Origin of the sequence: Arcticibacter tournemirensis (assembly GCF_006716645.1) — a bacterium.
Classification (GTDB): Bacteria; Bacteroidota; Bacteroidia; order Sphingobacteriales; family Sphingobacteriaceae; genus Arcticibacter; species Arcticibacter tournemirensis.
On sequence record NZ_VFPL01000001.1, the window covers coordinates 4,311,491 to 4,332,027 of the forward strand.

General features: G+C 45.0%; 14 protein-coding genes. 4 read left to right on the top strand and 10 right to left on the bottom strand.

All coding sequences use genetic code 11. The features are described 5' to 3' along the window. The first annotated feature begins 162 nt into the window (after nt 1-162). The 3 genes from BDE36_RS18140 to BDE36_RS18150 all read left to right on the top strand — a co-directional run bounded on the left by BDE36_RS18140 (nt 163) and on the right by BDE36_RS18150 (nt 2,803). On the top strand, nt 163-1,341 hold the full coding sequence (locus BDE36_RS18140; protein WP_141815992.1) for an AIR synthase related protein: 1,179 nt from the start codon (nt 163-165) through the stop codon (nt 1,339-1,341). Between the two features lie 10 nt (nt 1,342-1,351). Then, nucleotides 1,352-1,849, top strand: coding sequence for a YdeI/OmpD-associated family protein (locus BDE36_RS18145; RefSeq protein ID WP_128770061.1), 498 nt, complete (start codon nt 1,352-1,354; stop codon nt 1,847-1,849). Between the two features lie 102 nt (nt 1,850-1,951). Next, complete coding sequence (locus tag BDE36_RS18150; RefSeq protein WP_128770060.1) at nt 1,952-2,803, top strand: CvfB family protein; 852 nt, start codon at nt 1,952-1,954, stop codon at nt 2,801-2,803. A gap of 85 nt (nt 2,804-2,888) precedes the next feature. Here BDE36_RS18150 and BDE36_RS18155 read toward each other — a convergent pair whose 3' ends face one another. Together BDE36_RS18155 and BDE36_RS18160 are read right to left on the bottom strand one after the other, a co-directional pair. Further along, nucleotides 2,889-5,078, bottom strand: coding sequence for a S46 family peptidase (locus BDE36_RS18155; RefSeq protein ID WP_141815993.1), 2,190 nt, complete (start codon nt 5,076-5,078; stop codon nt 2,889-2,891). 100 nt (nt 5,079-5,178) lie between these two features. Further along, nucleotides 5,179-5,583 carry a c-type cytochrome gene (locus tag BDE36_RS18160; protein WP_141815994.1) on the bottom strand — a complete coding sequence of 135 codons (405 nt, stop codon included), beginning with the start codon at nt 5,581-5,583 and terminating at the stop codon, nt 5,179-5,181. A gap of 314 nt (nt 5,584-5,897) precedes the next feature. On the opposite strand from BDE36_RS18160, the gene BDE36_RS18165 reads away from it, so the two are divergent. Continuing rightward, the gene (locus BDE36_RS18165) at nt 5,898-6,641 is read left to right on the top strand and encodes a DeoR/GlpR family DNA-binding transcription regulator (protein WP_141815995.1); all 744 of its coding nucleotides are present in this window, start codon (nt 5,898-5,900) and stop codon (nt 6,639-6,641) included. Nucleotide 6,642: 1 nt separating this feature from the next. Here BDE36_RS18165 and BDE36_RS18170 read toward each other — a convergent pair whose 3' ends face one another. The 8 genes from BDE36_RS18170 to BDE36_RS18210 form a co-directional block, all read right to left on the bottom strand. Next, complete coding sequence (locus BDE36_RS18170; protein ID WP_141815996.1) at nt 6,643-9,468, bottom strand: FAD-binding and (Fe-S)-binding domain-containing protein; 2,826 nt, start codon at nt 9,466-9,468, stop codon at nt 6,643-6,645. Between the two features lie 82 nt (nt 9,469-9,550). Beyond that, nucleotides 9,551-11,023: a sodium:solute symporter gene (locus BDE36_RS18175; protein ID WP_141815997.1), complete on the bottom strand. Its 1,473-nt coding sequence runs from the start codon at nt 11,021-11,023 to the stop codon at nt 9,551-9,553. A 158-nt stretch (nt 11,024-11,181) separates the two neighbouring features. Further along, nucleotides 11,182-11,991 carry an N-acetylmuramic acid 6-phosphate etherase gene (murQ, locus tag BDE36_RS18185; protein WP_128770054.1) on the bottom strand — a complete coding sequence of 270 codons (810 nt, stop codon included), beginning with the start codon at nt 11,989-11,991 and terminating at the stop codon, nt 11,182-11,184. A gap of 49 nt (nt 11,992-12,040) precedes the next feature. Next, a complete protein-coding gene (locus BDE36_RS18190; protein WP_141815998.1) occupies nt 12,041-13,237 on the bottom strand; it encodes a serine hydrolase in 1,197 nt (398 codons plus the stop codon). 29 nt (nt 13,238-13,266) lie between these two features. After that, nucleotides 13,267-16,242, bottom strand: a complete 2,976-nt coding sequence (locus BDE36_RS18195; RefSeq protein WP_141815999.1) for a serine hydrolase domain-containing protein — start codon at nt 16,240-16,242, stop codon at nt 13,267-13,269. A 13-nt stretch (nt 16,243-16,255) separates the two neighbouring features. Next, complete coding sequence (locus BDE36_RS18200) at nt 16,256-17,386, bottom strand: dipeptide epimerase (RefSeq protein WP_141816000.1); 1,131 nt, start codon at nt 17,384-17,386, stop codon at nt 16,256-16,258. Between the two features lie 5 nt (nt 17,387-17,391). After that, nucleotides 17,392-18,624, bottom strand: coding sequence for a C40 family peptidase (locus BDE36_RS18205; RefSeq protein WP_161987693.1), 1,233 nt, complete (start codon nt 18,622-18,624; stop codon nt 17,392-17,394). Nucleotides 18,625-18,641: 17 nt separating this feature from the next. Continuing rightward, entirely contained in the window at nt 18,642-20,495 is a 1,854-nt protein-coding gene (locus BDE36_RS18210; RefSeq protein WP_235904291.1) for an outer membrane protein assembly factor BamB family protein, read from the bottom strand. Nucleotides 20,496-20,537 lie beyond the last annotated feature (42 nt).

The following is a 20,537-nucleotide window of genomic DNA, read 5'->3' on the forward strand; positions in this document are numbered from 1 at the left end:
GCCGGCTATTTTGCTTTAGAAGGCCCGGCTATAGCAGAAAGCCAGAAAAGTCAAAAGCTGAAAGTTAAAAGCTTAAAGTCAAAAGCTAAAAGCTAAAAGCTAAAAGCCAAAAGCCAATCGCTGTCAGCTAAAAGCTGACAGCGATTTATTACCTTTGCCTCAATGTCAGATCTCAAATACAACCAACGGGGCGTTTCAGCAGGAAAAGAAGACGTCCACAATGCCATAAAGAACATAGACAAAGGCATTTTCCCAAAAGCCTTCTGTAAAATAATCCCCGATATTTTGGGAGGGGACAGTGAATGGTGTAATATCATGCATGCTGACGGTGCAGGGACCAAATCATCGCTGGCTTATGTTTACTGGAAGGAAACCGGTGATATCTCCGTTTGGAAAGGCATCGCCCAGGACGCAATCATCATGAACCTCGACGACCTGCTTTGTGTGGGCGCCACGGACCATATCTTATTATCGTCTACTATCGGGCGCAATAAAAACCTCATACCGGGAGAAGTTATTGCAACTGTAATTAACGGTACGGAAGAAATTCTCGCCGAACTTCGCGACATGGGAATAGGCATTTATTCTACGGGAGGTGAAACTGCCGACGTCGGCGACCTGGTACGGACAATCATTGTCGACTCGACCGTTACCTGCAGGATAAAGAAAGACGACGTTATTTCGAACGACAGGATCAAGACAGGCGACGTTGTTGTCGGGCTTTCATCCTCGGGAAAAGCATCTTACGAAAAAGAATACAATGGCGGTATGGGTTCAAATGGCTTAACGTCTGCCCGTCATGATGTGTTTCATAAATATGTGGCAGAAAAGTATCCTGAAAGCTACGATCCCGGCGTTCCTTATGAGCTCGTTTTTGCCGGTGGTAAAAAACTGACAGACGAAATAGAGATTTCACATGGTAAAACGCTAAGCGCCGGAAAACTGGTACTCTCTCCTACCCGCACCTACGCTCCTGTGATAAAGAAGATGCTTGAACAGTTCAGGCCGCAAATACATGGAATGGTTCATTGTAGCGGAGGCGCACAAACTAAAGTGCTCCATTTTATAGAAAACCTTCACGTCATTAAAGATAACTTATTTCCAGTTCCTCCTCTGTTTGAACTCATTCAGAAAGAATCAGGAACGAGCTGGGAAGAAATGTATAAGGTGTTTAATATGGGGCACCGCATGGAACTTTACGTTCCTGAAGCTATAGCTCAGGATCTGATTGCTATTTCTGAAAGCTTTAATATAGAAGCGCGTATAGTTGGCAGAGTTGAAGAATCTGACCGCAAAAGAGTTACCATTCGCTCTGAATTCGGGGAATTTATATACCAGTAAAACCGCTGCTATGCCACAGCACCCTCAATCCGTTACGTTTACTGCAACTCTTAGTCCTGTTGAGGGACCGATGATCCATCATGTTATCATTGTTCCCCAGGAGGTCTCTGCAACGTTCAGAAAAGAAAAGGGTGCAGTGCGCGTTTTATGTTCGGTGGAAGGAAAGGAAGAGTTCCCCTGTGCCCTGAATCCGAGGGGTGAGGAATATGTAATCATGGCGAGTAAACAGCTTATTCGCAAGCACCGGCTAAATGAGGGCGTTCCGTTCTCCGTTTCTGTTCGTTCGGATCTGAACGATGGACTTGAACTTCCTGAAGAGTTTGTGGAAGTATTGAACCAGGATGAGTATGCAAGCCAGTGCTTTGAAGCGCTTCTTCCTGGGCTTAAGAGAAGCCTGCTTTACTATATCCGTTCTGCAAAGAGCACGGATACCCGCATCAAAAGATCACTTCAGATTGCAGAGAAGGCAAAAACCAGACAATTGTATTCGCAGAAAAATAAAGACTAAAGCCGCGGCGATTGTTACCTTTGCAGAAATGTACTTGAGTATCAATAGCTCAGGAACGTCCAATAGAGTCCGCGGGATTCTGTAGATAATCCAATACCAATAATGATAGAAATCGGAAAATATAACGATCTTGAAATAACAGCAAAAACACAGGATGGATACATCCTCTCCGACGGAGACAGGGATATCTTACTTCCTCTTAACCACGCTCCTAAGGATGTATCTATCGGCGATAGCCTTTTCGTTTTTGTTTTCCTTAACAAAGAAGGCCGCCTCGTTGCTACTACACAGAAACCGTACGCCTGCGTTGGCGACTTTGCGTACCTGAAGGTGATCGATGAAAACCGGGACGGCGCTTTTATGGACCTGGGAATCGATAAAGATGTTTTTGTGCCTAACCGGGAACAAAAACGAAAAATGACTAAAGGTGAAAGCTATGTCGTTTATATTTATCTGGACGAGAGTACTAACCGGATGCTGGCATCATCACGACTGTCGGCATTTGTTGAAGAGGAAGATATCGAGCTGGAAGAGAAAGAAGAAGTGAGCCTGTTAATCACTGAAGCGACCGACCTGGGTTACAACGCCATCATAAACAATAAATACATTGGCCTGCTTTATCAAAATGAGCTCTTCTCTTATATCCATCCGGGCGATGTAAGAAAGGGATGGGTAAAGAGGTTCAGGGTAGATGGCAAGATCGACCTGAGCTTGCAGCCTTTAGGTTATGAGCATATCCTCGATTTAAAAGGCACTCTGTTCGAAGAGATCAAGAATAGCAATGGTGTGATTCCCTTAGGCGACAAAAGCTCTCCCGACGATATCTATAAACGATTTCAGATAAGCAAAGGCGCATTTAAAAAAGCTATCGGCGCTTTATATAAAGAGCGGAAGGTGGTGGTATCTGATTATGAGGTTCGCCTGTCGGATGCGGAGGCTGATACCGACTCATAGCCATATTATCCGGTCACATTATAAAAGAAGAACCTGCAGTTCGGGATTACCGGCTGCAGGTTTTTCTTTTTAAGGAGATATCTTCTTATCTCTTAACCGCCTTTTTGGGCGTTGTCTTCGGAATATCTCTGCGGATGTCCAGTTCTGCAATGATATTTTTTGCACCGCCAAGTACATCAATACACCACAATACATAACGGGTATCCACGCATATTGTACGTTTGTACTGTTTATCGAAGGCAATATCACCAGACATCGCTTCCCAGTTGCCGTCAAACGCCAGGCCTATCAGTTCGCCGTTTCCGTTAATAACAGGCGATCCGGAATTGCCTCCTGTAATGTCGTTGTTGCTGATGAAGTTGACAATGAGCGTTCCGTTCTGCCCGTAGTGCCCAAAGTTTCGGGTGTTATACGCATCAATAAAGCTTTGAGGTAAGTCAAATTCAGAATCACCAGGTACATACTTCTGCATCACTCCATCTATAGTGGTAACAATATTATAGGTAATGCCGTCTTTCGGACTATAGTTCTGGACATTTCCATAGGTAATGCGCATCGTTGAGTTTGCATCAGGATACATCACTTTGTCCTTGTTCTTCTCAAGCAATGCTTTGAGATAGAGGTTATCCAGCTTAGCCTTCGTTGTTTCGAATTCAGCTACAGAAGAGCCCATATTGATCTTGATAAAATCGGCTGGAACAAGGTTTACTGCATACTGATATCCAGGATCGGCAGCGATATCATTAATTGTGATATTGCGGCTCAAAAAAGCTTTAAGCTTTTCAGGACGGATAAGTTCTGAGTTGTTCCACAAATAATCGGCGTACTTCTTAAATGTCTCCTCTGGGGTACCCTGCCAGTTATCCTGTGCAATAGTTGTATAGAACTTAGGATGCTGACTTTTAGGAATGTCGTTATAAAAAGCAGAATGAATGCTTACAAAGATCTTCTTATCGGCATTATCATTATATGTTTCTTCATATTCAGGCAAAGCTGCAGCAAGTTTGCTTTTTGCTTCCTGAAACTCCTTCTCTCCTTTTTTCGCAGCAACTACTAAACCAGCCAGCTGCCGTACCCATGCTGTAGCAAGAAATCCTTCGTTTATATAGGTGCGTTCAATTGCAAAAGGCTCATAAGCTGCATAAGCGGCCTGATACTGACTGGTAAGCTGTGCATATTCCGGCTTAGATGCTGCCCATTTTGCAAACTCTGCTTCCTGCTTTTGCTTTTGCTCGTAGATCTTCAGGCGCTTGAGCTGCTCTGTCTGACCGATGAAATATTTCCAGTAGTTAGCGATACCGGCGTATTTAGAAGAAAGCTTTAATCTTGTAGCTACGTCTTTGTCCATCTCCTCCTTCCAGGCTTTCAGGCGAATATCCCGCAATTTTACAATCGTAGGCGACACTTTATCAGTGGCGAGCTTTACTCCATATGAAGTAAGGAACCTGTCGGTCCGGCCGGGAAATCCGTAAACCATTGAGAAATCACCATTCTTCATGCCTTTGATAGAGACTGGTAGAAATTTCTTTGGAGTGTAGGGCTTGTTACTGGCAGAATAAGCTGCAGGCTTATTATCTGTTCCGGCATATACCCTGAATACAGAGAAATCGCCAGTGTGACGAGGCCATACCCAGTTGTCGGTATCGCCGCCATATTTGCCTATCGACTGTGGAGGCGTGCCTACCAAACGAACGTCGGTGAACTTTTCGAAGATATAAAGAAAATACTGGTTGCCTTTATAGAAATCTCTTACAAAGCCATCGTATTTAGTGCCTTTAACAGCTTCAGCTGCGATCTGCGCTCCAACTTCTTCAATCTTTGCGGCTTTCTGATCTTCAGGAAGGCCTTCAACGGCAGCTTTTACTTTTGCGGTAACATCCTGCATCCTCACCAGGAAATTTACAAAAAGGCCGGGGATCGGCTTTTCTTCTGAGAATGACTTCGCCCAGAACCCATTGTCGAGAATGTTGTCCTGAGGAGTAGAGTTAGATGCGATAGCATCGTAACCGCAATGGTGATTTGTAAAGATCAAACCGTTCTTAGAAACAATTTCACCTGTACAAAAACCGCCAAATGACACAATAGCATCCTTGAGGCTCGCTTTGTTGATGCTGTAAAGGTCTTCAGGTGTAAGCTTGAAGCCCTGCTTCTTCATTTGTTCGTAATTCTTCCCGATGAGCATCGGGATCCACATTCCTTCGTCAGCTTTGGCAATTGAACTGAAGAGTATCGCCAGGCTTAAAAAGAATACAATAAATACATTATTCCTTCTCATTATAAAATTGTTATCGGGAGCGAAATTACACAATGTTGCGGAATTTCCATTGCCTGGCGGTTAGCAGTTGGCTATTAGCTTTGAGCTTTAAGCTCTCAACTCACTTAGTATTATGCAGAAAGGGTTTGTTCGGGTCGGCTGGGAATGAAAGCATGTACTTTACGATCTTTTCGGCATCTTCCTTCTTCAGTTGAGGATGGGGTGTCATCTCACGCGATCCCCATAGCCCCTCGTTCGGTTTTACACCGATGATAACTTTATATGCAAGATGTGAGATATTCGCTTCAGAGGACTCGTATTCTGCCGCCAGCTGCCTGAATGAAGGGCCGATAATTGCGCTGCTCTCGGCATGACAGCCGCCGCAGTCTTCTCTCGCAAAGAGCGCTTTCCCTTCTCCCAAATCCTTATCCGCAGTGTTCTCCGTTCCTGATGCGGTTTTTTCTTTCGACCGGCCACAGGAAGCAAGAACAATAAAAACCAGTAAAAACGGAACCAGAAATCGCATAATTGAAGAATTAACTATATTCTAACAAAGGATAGCCTGCTTGGTTTTGAGAAGCCGATGGCGGCTTTTGGCAGTTGGCAATTGGCTATTAGCCTTCAGTTCTTTTAGCTTGTTAGCAAATCGCTGTAGCTGAGCTGTTGGCTATTGGCTGTTTGGCAATTGGGTAATAGTTGTTGGCTTTTTAGCTTTGGACTTTCACCTTTTGGCTGTCTGCTTTCACCTTTTAGCTTTCTGCTTCTCAAAACTCACAACTTTTCACTTTCAACTTTCAACTTTCAACTTATATTTGGGAACTAATTGAATCATGCCCGATTATGTTAAAAGAGGAAAGACATACATACATCATCAAACAGATAAACCTTCACAACAAGGTGCTTTCGTCTGATCTGAGTATAGAACTAAATGTTTCTGAGGACACTATCCGTAGAGATCTGAATGAGCTCGCAGAAAGCGGAAAAGTCCTTAAAGTTTATGGAGGTGCACTGTCTAAATCTTTTCATTATCCCTTTCAGCAAAACGACATTTACGCGCGGGAATCGAAAAAAGAGATTGCGCGAAAGGTGATCGGCCTCATTCAGCCCGGAATGGTGCTGCTGGCCGGAGGAGGCACTTCACTAATCGAGCTGGCAAGGCTAATGCCCGAGAACTTGCACTGCACTGTATTCACGGTAAGTCCACTCGTTGCCCTCGAACTTACCGAACGCTCGGGTGTCGATGTAATCCTGATCGGAGGCCATCTTTCTAAAAACTCACATATAAATACCGGCGCGCTTACTATCAGTATCCTGGCGGATATTAAAGTCGACCTGTGTATCCTTGGAACGAACGGCCTTTCCCTGGAAGAGGGAGTAACCGACTCCGACTGGGAAGTTGTGCAGGTAAAAAAAGCGATGATCAAAGCCTCTCAGAAGCTGGCTATGGTAAGTATCGCCGAGAAGCTGAATTCAGTCCAGAAAATGAAGGTCTGCGGCTTAAATGCCATCCACTACCTGGTCACAGACCTTGACCCTGCTGATAAAATGTTGCAAGGCTATTCAAAGACGTTGACTGTGTTATAAATCAAACGCATTCATCAAGCAAATACACGATCGACTCGTAGTTCTTTCCCACGGCGTCGGACAAGTTCATTTCGCAAGTCTTTGCTGTGGAGTAATATCCATCGTATTCCTTCTGCCTCACTTCCTCGGCTTCAGGAAGAGTCGCCGATTTGGTAAGCTCAGGGAACCAGAATCCTCTGTCGCCGGCCATACCGCAACAGCCCGCACTTAAGGGAACATCTACCTTATCGGCTAACTGGTGCGCTATCTTTAAAAATTTCGCTTCCAGTCCCATTTTCTGTAATGAACAAACCGGGTGTAATACGATCTCCTTCTTCGTTCTTTTAACCGTCACTGCGGGAAGAATATAATCCAGGATATAATCGATACTGTCGAGGATCTTAATCTTGTCGAATTTGATCTTATTAGGCTCCGAGAGCGACGGTCGGCAATGATGGAGGGTAAATGTACACGAAGTAATATCGAGCACCACAGGGAGGCGCCCTTCGTCTGTCCACTTCCAAAGTTTTTCTATGGTTTCGTTGGCTGTATAAGAGAACGCTTTGTTAAATCCTTTGGACGAGAACAGTTGTCCGCAGCAAGCGGACTGAATATCATCCGGGATCAGCAGTCCCATCCGGGCTTTTTCTGCAACATTGAGAAAAGTATCAATGATACTCTTCTTATTCTCCTGCGCTCCTCCCATATTCCTCGAAATACAGGTTGGGAAGTAAACGGCACCAACTGCGTTACCACTGTTTTGCGAACGCTTAATTTGTCCGGCCAGTCCTGGTGACGGCTTTAGCTGATTACTCCATAACGGAAAAAGAGGTACCACCTCCTTCATTCCTTTTGTAAGCTTCAAAAGGGAATTGTCGCCAAAGATCCGGTTCACTGCCATTCCTGCCTGGAGACCCATTTTAACTGACGTGGCAACAGTTCCGAAGTTTTTTGCAATGGTCAAAGCAACGCTGTTCGCAAAATCACTGTGATTTTCTTTTCTTAGTCGTTTTACCAGCATGCCGGTATTAATGTCGACCGGACAGGCAGTAGCGCAAAGTCCGTCGACCGCACAGGTATCTAGTCCATCGTACTGATATTGGTCCAGCAGTTCTTTATGCTGCTGCTTCTTACCCTGACTTTTCAGTTTCAGGAGCTCGCGTCTTACTACGATGCGCCTCCGTGGAGTAAGAGTGACGTTCCTGCTTGGACACTTATATTCACAGAAGCCGCATTCCATACACTTATCCACTTCTTCTTCTACCTGTTGAAGCTCCTTGAGATCCCGGATATGCGCTTTCTTATCTTCATTTATGATTACTCCCGGGTTCAACAGGTTCTCAGGATCGACAACCTGCTTCAGGCTCTTCATGATCTGATAGACCTCCGCTCCCCATTCGGTCTCTACAAAGGGAGCCATATTCCTGCCGGTACCATGTTCTGCTTTCAGCGCTCCGTCGTATTTCTTAACCACCAGATCGACCACTTCGTTTAAAAAGCGGTCATACCGTTCAATCTCCGACTCCGAATCAAAGGCCTGTGTTACTACAAAGTGAATATTGCCGTCTTTAGCATGACCAAAAATGATGGCATTCTGGTACCCATGTTTTTTAAAGAGCTGCTGAAGATCGAGGATTGCATCTCCGAGCTGCTCTACCGGGAAAGCAATATCTTCGAGGATTACGGTGGTCCCACTCCTCCTCACCGCGCCGACGGCGGGAAACATTCCTTTCCGGATCTTCCACAGAAATGCCTGCTCCAGGGGGTCGGAAGTGAATACCGGGGGATAGAGCACCGACAGGCCGGGAGAAAGACCCAAAAAGCCACTCGTCTTGGCCTGGAGTTCAGCCTCATTATTGCCCTGATACTCCACCAGCAAAGCCGCCGCTGTTTCTGGCAACACTTTTAATACATCAGGAACGCCTTTAATATGCTCAACAGAACGCAATGAAGCCCTGTCCATTAATTCCACTGCTTCTGCCCCCGACACAGTAAGCGGAACGATTGCCTGACACGCCGCATAAATATCTGGAAAGTAGAGCAATGCTGTCGATTTAACCGGATAATCCGGAACGGTATGCATCACTGCTTCTGAAATGAACCCAAGCGTTCCTTCTGATCCGATAAGCAGGTGAGCCAGAATATCAAGCGGTTCATGGTGATCTATGAAAGCATTTACCGAATATCCTACCGTGTTCTTGGTTTTGTATTTACTCCTGATCCTGTTGTGAAGTTCCGGATTAGCACGGATCTGGTCGCGCAGGACCGCTATCTGCTGATATGCCTCCTGGCACTCTGTTTCAAACCGTTTATAATCCGCACTGTTTTCCGTAGAAAACACGTTACCGTCTGGCAGCACAAAACGTATGTACTTCGTTGTGTGATAAGAATTTCGGCTCACACCGCAGCACATACCACTGGCATTATTAGAAAGTATGCCACCCATCATCGCAGAATTGATGCTTGCAGGGTCGGGGCCTATTTTTTTAAAGTACTTTTTTAAACGGGCATTTACTACCGAGCCGATCACTCCCGGCTCAACTCTTACAGAGGCTCCGTCGTCCTCAATTTTCAGCCCTTTCCAGTATTTGCTCAATTCTACCAATATGCCGTCGGTGATAGACTGACCGGATAAACTGGTACCAGCTGCCCTGAAAGTAAGAGGAATTTTATTCTCGTGAGAGAAACGGAATAACCCTTTAATCTCCTCCTCTGAGACCGGCTGCACTACCGCTTTCGGTCGCAAATGATAAAATCCCGCGTCCGATGCATACGATACAAGATCGATCAGGCGACATTTTATACGGTCTTCAGGTAGAACAGATTCTAAAAGTTTTCCTATGTTCATTTTCAAATTATGATTAGCCAATCCACGTCGGCTTTTCGGGTACAGGCCCCAGTTGTAATACAGCCTGAGATCGAGCCGAAGTTTAAACTTTCGCTTTCCCGCTCTTTCCAGTTACTAACAATAACAGGTAAGTAATCAGGCCGTTAATGATGATTAGTTCAAAACCTATTGAATACCCAAACCAGGACCCTGAATTCCTATCTATTATAAACGAAAGAACAGGCGACAAAATACATATAAAAGGCACAAGTTTATCGGTTACTATCCTTTTTGTGGACATGCCGAAAGCAAATAAACCAACAAGCGGCCCATAGGTGTACCCGGCTGCTTTAAAAATTGCGTTCACTACAGAATCATCGTTAATAATCTTAAATCCAAGGATAACAAGAAGCATGATAAACGAAAAGATCACATGCACCATATGGCGGGTACGTATCAGCGCAGGGTCGTTATGATTTTCTTTCTTGTTAAAGCCAAGGAAATCTACGCAGAATGACGTAGTTAGAGCTGTAAGCGCCGAATCGGTGGTTGCAAATGTCGCGGCGGTTAATCCGAGCATGAAAACAACCCCTGGTATCAAGTTGAGATGATTTAAAGCGATTTCAGGAAACAAATGGTCGGGAGTCTGAAGCGCTGATACATCAATATTGTTTGCCGAGGCATACATATAAAGCAGGGCACCGACGCTGAGGAAAAACAGGTTGATCACTACAAACACTGAAGTGAACGTGAGCATGTTCTTTTGTGCTTCACCAATATTTTTGCAGCTTAGATTCTTCTGCATCAGGTCCTGATCGAGGCCTGTCATCGCTATGGTAACAAATATCCCTCCTAAAAACTGCTTTACGAAGTGATTTTTATTCCCCAGGAAATCTTCCCAGAAGAATATCCTGGAGTATGAGCTATTCTTTACCGTCTCGAAAGTCTGAGCCAGGTTGAGATTCAGGCTCTTTGATATAAACCAGATAGAGAGAATAACTGAAGACAGGAGAAATACCGTTTGAAGAGTGTCGGTAATGATAATTGTCTTGAGCCCGCCTTTAAAAGTATAGAGCCATATAAGCACAAGGCAGATTAATACAGTAGCCCAGAATGGAACATTCCATGCGTCGAATATGAACTTCTGAAGGACGATCGCTACAAGGTACAACCTGAAAGCCGACCCTATGGTTCTCGAAATAAGGAAGATCATAGCGCCCGACTTGTAGCTCCAGAATCCCAGCCGGTTCTCGAGGTAGGTATAGATGGAGATGAGGTGAATCCGGTAATACAGAGGCAGCAACACCGTTGCTATCAGAACGAACCCCACAGCATTACCCAGAACAAACTGGAAATAACCAAAGCTGCTGTTCACAACTGCTCCGGGAACAGAGATGAAGGTAACGCCCGAAAGCGCTGTGCCAATCATTCCAAAGGCCACAAAATACCACTTTGAGTTACGGTTGGCAATGAAAAACGTTGAGTTATCGGCCGAATTCCGCGACGTGAAATATGAAATAATTATCAACAGGCCAAAATAGCCTATCAAAAAAGATAATAATACAATTGGAGGCATCTTTTAAGTTGAAAGTTGTACGTTATAAGTTGTAAGTTATACGTTGTAAGTTGTAAGTAGCTAAAAGGCGAAAGCAGAAAGCTAAAAGCGGAAAGTCCAGAGTTAAAAGTGGAAAGTCCAAAGCTGAAAGCGATAGCTAAGCGCCAACAGCCAATCTGCTACGCCCGAACAATCGCCTCTATCGCTTTACGCACATTTCCGTATTTTTCGAGTAAGTCGGAAGCCGTTTGTTCGTCCGTTCCGGTTTCTTTCATAATAATACGAACGCCTCTGCTATATAGCTTATTATTCGTTAACTGCATGTCTACCATCTTATTACCTTTCACCCTTCCCAGTTGAATCATCACAGAAGTAGTGAGCATATTCAGCACAAGCTTTTGAGCGGTACCCGACTTCATGCGCGTCGATCCTGACAGGAATTCGGGACCAACAACTACTTCGACAGGATACTGCGCTGCTGCTGCTACAGGGCTTCCGGAATTACAGACGATGCACCCCGTTGCAATTCCGTTTTCATTGGCCTTTTTCAATCCTCCGATCACATAGGGAGTAGTACCTGAAGCGGCTATCCCCACTACTACATCGCTGGAATCGATTTCATATTCCTGGAGGTCGAGCCAGGCTTGCTCAGCGTCGTCCTCTGCAAATTCTACCGCCTTGCGGATAGCACTGTCGCCCCCTGCTATTATCCCGATCACCCAGTCGAATGGCACGCCGAAGGTTGGAGGACACTCCGACGCATCTAATATCCCGAGTCGCCCGCTTGTTCCGGCGCCAATGTAAAACAAACGCCCCCCTTCTTTCATCTTTTCCGACGTTATGGCTGCGAGCTTCTCTATCTGAGGTATCGCCTTTTCAACAGCTAAAGGAACTGATTTATCTTCGTTATTTATGTTAACCAGCACTTCCCTTAAAGACATCTTTTCAAGATCATTGTAATCTGAATCTTTCTCTGTTACTATTTCCATTCTAATAATTTATATTCTAATTGTCCTTTATTATATACTTCAAAACCGTTCATCTGAACCTGCTCAGATCCGGCTTATTCTTTCTATTTCTTTGTATTTCCTTTTGATGAATAATTTCCCCTAGTTCTTTAAAAAAGGGATACCCTATGGTTTCATAGTCATATTTATCGTCATTCAACACGCCGTCGCTGTTTACATAGATAGTGGCAGAGATCAAAAACTCACAATTATTTTCAAGGTCTGCGATATATGCGTTATCCGTCAGGAAGCCATATGACCAGCCTGCCTTGCTATAGATCCGCATCTGGCGCGGAATGTTACGCTTCTCTGCTCTGTATATAAAGAATTTAGCATAGCTGTCGAAAAACTCCGTGGTATCGTACCTTGGAAAATCACTCTCCCGAGGAAGCATTGATAAATATTTATAGAGAAAAGAGTAGTCATCGGCAGTGAGTCCAAAGCGCTTATCCTTACTTACAGACTCGGGAAACAGTACCGATCTCAAGATCCGTTGCTGATCTTCCAGCGGAAAGCAATTATGGCGTGTAAAATCCATAGGCTCCTTTATCAATACTTCATCACGGTTATAGTACGAATTGCCAATAGATACTTTCTTACTGAAGTCAAACTGAGCCTCGCTAAAGGCTGCTGGCAGCTGATATATCCGTTTTCCGTCTTTGAGAAAGCTGATTGGATTGGTATGCCTGTTCTCTTCATCTGTCATAGGCCAGAACCGTCGCGTGATACGGGTGTTCGTATACCCTTTCTTCCATAGCTTTTCATTCAGGGTTTGTTGTCCCACCCATTCGTAGAGCCTGTTATAGGCATCGTTGTCGCTTACCAGAAATATCTTTTTTACATAATGTGCTATAGACGGATAGCCGCTTTCTGAACTGACATCTTTCAACACGCTGGTTTGTCCGCTAAAAGCACTGTCGGTGATCATGTCGGTATACTTATCCAGTCCCTTCACGTTGATTTCATTCAGTTTTTCGAGCGCAAGCAATGCCGTTGGCAGTTTCACTGTAGAAGCAGGATTAAAATATCTTTCGCGGTCGGTGTTGAGATAGTAAGATTTAAAATGAGGCTTATTCTGTTTGTCTCTGTCAATGCGGGTATAAATAACCTGGTACTGGTATGTTCCGGGATTATCAAGGACCTTTCTGAAAAGCGGGCTTCCCTTACTATAAAGCAATTCTGCGAGCCATTTATCAGTCTTTTGCGCAACTAATGATACACTTATCATAACAAACATTAGAAGTAAGCCTGCAAATTTCATTTTGCTTCTTTTTTTATAGACTTATAGATTACTTCCTGTATTTCTGAACGGACATTCATTTTCAGAAGCCGCGTATTTTCTCCATCAGGACATACCCTGTTCGACATGAATATATAGACAAGATTATACTTCGGGTCCACCCATACACAAATTCCAGTAAAACCGGTATGGCCGAAAGTCTGAGGAGAAACACTTAAGGACGGATAAGGTTCTTCCCGTTTGTCATTGTCTTTTTCGGGCTTATCAAATCCGAGTCCTCTCCTGCTTATATCACTATGGTATGCAGTGAAATAATCGATAGTTTCCTTCTTAAATAACCTGACACCATTTAGCTCTCCGCCATTTAAAAGCAGCTGGTACAGCTGCGCCAGATCATAAGCATTACTAAACAGCCCGGCATGTCCGGCAACACCGCCAAACATCGCCGCTCCGGGATCATGTACATCGCCTCTGATCTGCTGGAGACGAAAATACTTCTCGTTTTCAGTGGGTGCGATCTTATTTAAAGGCACATGTCCCAAGGGTTTGAAACCAGTACTCTTCATATGCAGAGGCTCATAGAATGTTGTGCGGGCATATTGATCGAGGCTCATGCCGCTAACCTGCTCCACCACCTTTCCAAGAAAAATAAAGTCGTTGTCGCTGTATATATACTTTCCCTGCGGCCCTAGCTTACTTTGCAGGATCCTTTTATAAAGGGTATCCGTCCAGTCCTTACGCATGTACATGTTTTCAGCCACCCGGATGCTATATACATCATCCGGGGTTGATTTATAAAAACCAGGTTTCGGTTTCCCGGAAGCGTCGAGGGTTTCACGGTAAAAAGGTATGAATGACACGAGGCCCGCCTGATGAAGCAGGATATCTTTTAACTTCAGGCCAGCTTTATTCGTACCTCTTACCCAGGGAAGATAATCGCCGAGACTCTTTTCCAGATCAAGTTTTCCCTGTTCGTAAAGCTTCATAATACTAACGGTAGTTGCAGATATCTTGGTTACAGAGGCGAGATCGTAAACTGTTTCAACAGTCACGGGCTCTTTATTGTCATAGTTCATATGACCATAAGCACGCTGAAACGCCACTTTCCCATCTTTAGCTACAAGCACCACACAACCAGGAGTAGCGCCCTGACGGATAGCGTTCAGAGCGACATCATCAATACGATTTAGCTCCTTCTCATCCAATCCAACCGCTGCAGGCTGCGCAGCAGGAAAATAAGAGTTGTAGATAATGCCGCTTCCGTAATGAAAGGCTCCGGGCACGCTCACAGGAAGTTTTCCCTTTGCGGTAATGTTACCCTGAAGCAAACTCACAGCTACATCGTGCATCAGGCTGTCGTCTTCATAACAAGCCACCAGGTTCTTTGCATTCCCAAAGTTACTGATAGCATAAGGATTGCCAAAAATAAAGCTAATGGCGTTGTCCTGCAGGCCGATTGCGCGGACCAGGGATACGGCCGCATTGCTGATTCCAAAATTATTGGCAGGATATTTCCTATACTGATGAAGACCCACGATCACAGCGTCATACCCCGACCCGATTCTATTTAGAAGGCTGTCGGCAACGGTGCTATCTGCTGAATAACTGAAATAATAACAGTCGGCGCCAAACTGCTGCTGAAGGCTTTCGGCAAAATGGTTCTGCTTTTCTATGCCAACCCCTACATATGCTATCTTTTTACCCTTAGCAAGCGGCATAATGGAAGGACTGACACTGCTGAGCAAAGTAATCGCATTTTCATATACCTCTTTCTTTACCCTAAGTACATCAGTGTTGAGATCAATGGTAAGAGCAGCGGTATCAATAGCTTTCTTAACTCCTAAGCCAAGGTTATATTTGGCCAGCAATACCCTGTATACTTTCTCGTCGATACCCTTCCAGCTTAATTTATCCTTACGGATAGCTTTTCTCACCTTGCGGATACTTCCTTTAACATCACCCGGCAGACAAAGCATGTCATTACCGGCGATTAACGACTGCACAGCAGCCTCGCCCTGAGGATAGAACTTGGAAACGCCTTTCATTTCAAGGGCGTCAGTAAACGTCAATCCGCGGAAGCCCAGCTGATCGCGAAGCAGCCAGCTTACATTCCTGGGAGAGAGAGATGTTGCACGGTTATGAGTACTATCAATAGAAGGAATATACAGGTGTGCCACCATCACGCTACCCACTCCATCTTTAACCAGCTGCCGAAATGGATATAACTCCAGTGAATCGAGCTGAAGGATTGATTTATTTATTACCGGAAGATCCAGATGTGAATCAACGGCCACATCGCCATGTCCGGGGAAATGTTTGGCACAAGCCATTATTCCCTCATCCTGCATTCCTCTCATAATGCTCGATCCAAACAAGGCTACTTTGTATTTATCCTCGCCAAACGACCGGAAGTTAATGACCGGATTAGCAGGATTATTGTTTATATCCACTACGGGGGCGTAATCCACCTGGATGCCTATGCGCCTGCACTGTGCACCAATGGCCTGTCCCACCCTGTATGCAATAGACGCATCCTGAACAGCGCCTATGGTGAGTTGATCGGGGAAAGGAATAACGTCTGAGAAACGCATTCCAACACCAGTTTCGCCATCTACACACACCAGAAGAGGAGTTTTTGCCTTTTGCTGCAAGCGGTTGACAACCCCGGCCTGCTGCTGGGAAGTTCCCTGGAACAAACAGATGGAACCTATATTATACTTTCTTAGATATTTTGATACTTCGTCCTCATAAAACGCCACCCCATTTCCGCGTTTTTCAGACATTCTGATCACCATAAGCTGCGCGATCTTCTGCCTGCGCGACAACTTTTTCAGAGCGCTGTCCGCCCAATGTTTAGATGCAGGAGTTATTTCAAGGAAACGCTGAGCAAAAACAGCGGAAGAAGATGAAAGCAGTATAAAGAGCGAAAAGCACCTTATAATGGTACCTGAAGGCAGAAGACGGTTGATCTGGAGACGATTGTTGATAAACATGTACCTTGTTCTTTTAAATTTTTTCAACACCAATACCTGGTTTACTATTCAGGGTGACTTTACCGTTCACGACTGTCGCCCCCCGGTAAATATCGTTACTAATGAGCAGCGCTCCATCGAGGTCGGCCCAGTCTGTCATTGGGGCGAGCTGCGCAGCAGCAGATATGGCACATGACGTTTCGGTCATACACCCTATCATCACTTTCATTCCGAGTGCCCTGGCCAATGTGAGCATCTCATGTGCCTCACGCATTCCGGTACATTTCATTAGCTTGATATTAATTCCTGTATATACTTTATAAGCCTTCAACACATCTTCCAGGCGTTGTACCGATTCGTCGCCCATGGTAGGTAACGGACTTCTTTCTGTCAGCCATGCATTATCGTCGATCTGCTCCTTAGGCATAGGCTGTTCTATAAATACGATCCCCTTTTCATGAAGCCAATGGGCCATATCAAGAGCCTGCTGCTTGTCTTTCCAGCCCTGGTTCACATCAACGCAAAGAGGCTTATCTGTTATTTCCCGGATAGTTTCGATCATCTGCTTATCTGTATCACGCCCGAGTTTCACTTTCAGTATCTTATAGGGGTCGGCCTCCTTTACTTTTTGCCGCACTACTTCCGGAGTGTCAATCCCGATGGTGAAGGACGTAACAGGAGTTTTTGAAGGGTCATATCCCCATATGCGGTACCATGGCTGCTTCATGATCTTTCCCACAAGGTCGTGCAAAGCAATATCCACAGATGCCTTGGCAGCCTTATTGCCCTCCTCTATACCGTCGACATAATTGAGAATGTTTTCCATCTCAAAAGGGTCGTCGAATTTGGAAAGATCAACTTTAGACAGGAACTTCAGCACTGTTTCGTGAGACTCACCAAGGTATGGAGGCATAGAAGCCTCACCGTATCCGGTAATACCGTTATATTCCAGTTCGGTAAGAACCACAGGGGTGGTAGTTCGCGAGCTGCTTGCCAGATTGAAAGCATGTTTGAGGTTTAACGTATATGGCTTAAACCGTAATTTCAACGTACCCTTACCGGCAAAGCTCTCTCTTGCGTCAGCAAGTATTTTATTTGTACCTAACACCATAGATGCTCCTGTTATTAAACCTGATTTCTTAATAAAGTCTCTTCTTCCTGACATACCTGTTACTTGGATACTGTTTGATATAAAGAATGCTTATCGATACGGCTTATACCTTCGGTTCCTACTGCCGTTAATATTCGTCGCGCGCTCAGCAGCGTACGCGTCTGATAGGTATCATAATTAGTCGCCTCTTTCAGTAAGCTGTTTATTCTTACCATCCCCGCCGACTGGATGAATTCTCCCTTGCCAATATAGATTGCCGTATGAATGACCCTGGGTGCACCTCCATCCGCCTTTTTCCGGCCGAAAAACAAAAGGTCGCCGGGGAGCAGGTTCTGCAGACATTTTTCAATGCTGACGGTATCATTTTCAAGAATATCTACCGGTTCTCCTGTAAGTGCCTGCTGCGAAGCATCCCTGGCCAGGATAATTCCGTTGAGGTAGTAGCTCATCTTTGTAAAGCCGCTGCAGTCAACGCCTTTTACAGAGGTACCACCCCACAAATAGGGCACTCCTATCAACGACTTCGCCGTTCGGATAACTTCGGAAGCATCAGGATCAGGCCTCGCAACCCATTTCCTGTAAAGTTCTGCCTGCTTTACCGGTACATATCCTGTTCTTCCATCAGGGTATGCTATCCTATAAAATTTCTTATTCTTCCCCTTAAGCTCGAGGATATTCCCCGCCACGAGGTCTGAAACAGGTAAAGATCTTGTATCAGCTTCACTGTAGGCATGGCCATATTCAGATGTAAACACAACCCGCTCTGCATTCTTCCATTTCGTAAAAGCGGTTTCATCAACGACACTGATTCCTGCTTCCTCTGTCCAGGAGATATATCCTTCGGGAGTGCGGACAAGATAATACCCGCTTTCTTTTTTCAATATTTCAACAGGAGTGCCCAGGAGAGTTTGGGAAACCAGTTCAGCAGTATGTGTGGGCACGAAGCGGTTATTGCAAACCGACAAACTGGCAATACCATATATCCGGTTTCCAAGATCGGCCGAGGGCAGTAAGTGTTCGTTTAAGACCGTTTGTATGTTTGATTGAGCAAGGGTCTTCCTTAGGTGAAGGAGAGCTTCCTTACTGGTAGTTTCAACCCGTATCGTAAGGGGGTTTTCCGATTCAATGATGGCATTAAATATCGAGGTCCTTTTGTCAGGAGCAAACTGCTTCTCCACACGATGAAGCAGCTCTTCGGCTCTTTTTACCTGCACTGAATCATTATCTGCATACGCCGGCAAAGAATGCTGTGCAGCAATAAATAAAACAAGTATCAGATAAAACCTTTTCATAACCATCGCAAAAGGTACTATTTCTTTAAATACTCTATACAGGTAATTTTACCGTCCATAGTGCTAAGCACCACCTTATTTTTATCAAGGGGCATTACGGGATTCAGCAAACTGTTCGAACTCTTGTACTGCCACAGAACCTTGCCGCTCTTTCTTTCTACTGCTGATGCAAGTCCTGAATGAGAAGGTACATACACTACTCCTTTGCTTTCAACAATAGCGGAAGGAGTTAATTCGTAGGGTAGCTGAAGTTCTGATTTCCAGTCTATCTGCATAGAATCGGCCCTTGTCGACACACCAAAAAGCTGTCCGTCCATTGTCTTCACATAAACCAGGGAGCCATCTGAGGAAAGCCCCATTGATTCGCGCACCCGTTTATCTTTTATCTGCTTCCGCCATATTACATTACCAGTCTCAGCATCGAAGGAAGTCATATAGCGATCGGGAGCTACAATAAACACCCGTCCGTTTGATGCCACCGGATAACAGGCAGCCGGCGAGAACATGCGGTTGGAGGTGCCATTGTTCCATTTCCAGGCAAGCTTACCCGAAGCCAGATCCAGGGCATAAAAATCGTTTGCCCAGCAGCCAAAATAGATCTTATCCTTATAAATCAGCGGTTTGGTAACCACAAACCCCTTTACGTCATCAAAATCCCATTTCAGTTCTCCGGATTCAAGCTTCAGCGCTCTGAAATGTCCGTCGGAACTGCCTATATAAACCGTTTTATCTTTAATGACGGGTGCCCCGAGAACAGGCTTTAATGCAGCAACTTTCCAAATAAGCTTTCCTGTTAAAAGAGAAAGGCAATAAATATGATTATCTGAAGAACCAGTCACTACATAATTACCGGCCACTTCAGGAGTTGAATAGATCTTTCCGCTGGTTTTATACAGCCACTTTTGTTTTCCGGTGTTCTTATCCAGGGCGTAAATATGGCCGCTGGTGTTCGTGGCTATAACCAAGCCTTTTCCACTGGCTGTCCCTGCTCCTACATCACTCTTATCCTGATATTGCCATAACACCTTCGCTTCCGGATATTTATCATTCACGGCATACGATGGCCTGAAGTACCGCTGCGTATCGCGCCCGAAGTGGTGATTCGTCATAGCAACCTTTAGCCATTGGCTTTGCGACTGGACAACTGGTCTTCGCACTTCAAATATTGCGTTTCCCCCCTCTAACGTTACGATATTATACCCGCCAATGCTGTCTTTTGCTCGGAGGTTAGAACGGCCCATCACTCCTGGAATTCCCTCAAAGTCGTAGAGCTGATTGGTATGACCATGCCCGCAAAGGATGAGCTGTACGTTTTTCTTCTTTAACCTGTCTATTGCTTCGTACCAGTTATTCTGGGCAGAGTCCTGGGGATAGTGATTCAGATAAATGACCGGCATTTCGGGATCTTTCATGTTGTTCAGCACCGAATCAAGCCATACAATATTTTCGCGCGGTACCTGGCCAGGCCCCATACGCATGTTTGGACCTGAGCTTGTTGCAGCGAAAAGATAGCCTCCGCTAACAAAGGAAAAGGTCTCGGCTCCGAAAACTCTGCGGAAGCTGTTGCTGCCGCTTTCTGACCAATTAGAATCGTGGTTACCCGCAATTGCATACCAGGGCTTGTTGAGACTGTCAAGAATTTGCCGGGCTGTTTTTAGCTCTTCATCCGACCCAAACTCTGTAATATCCCCGGTAACTACTACAAACTGTAATGCCGGGTTTTCATTTATATCCTTTACCGTTCTTCTTAAATCATCCGCTCCGCTGTGATTTCCTATATGTGTATCAGTCACAAAAGCAAACTTCACAGTTTGTGCGTTTGCATGCTGCAGCAGCACAAAAGAGAATAATAAAAAGATCGTTCTATACATGATTTTGTTCATTTATCAGAAAATCAAAAACCGAATTCACGT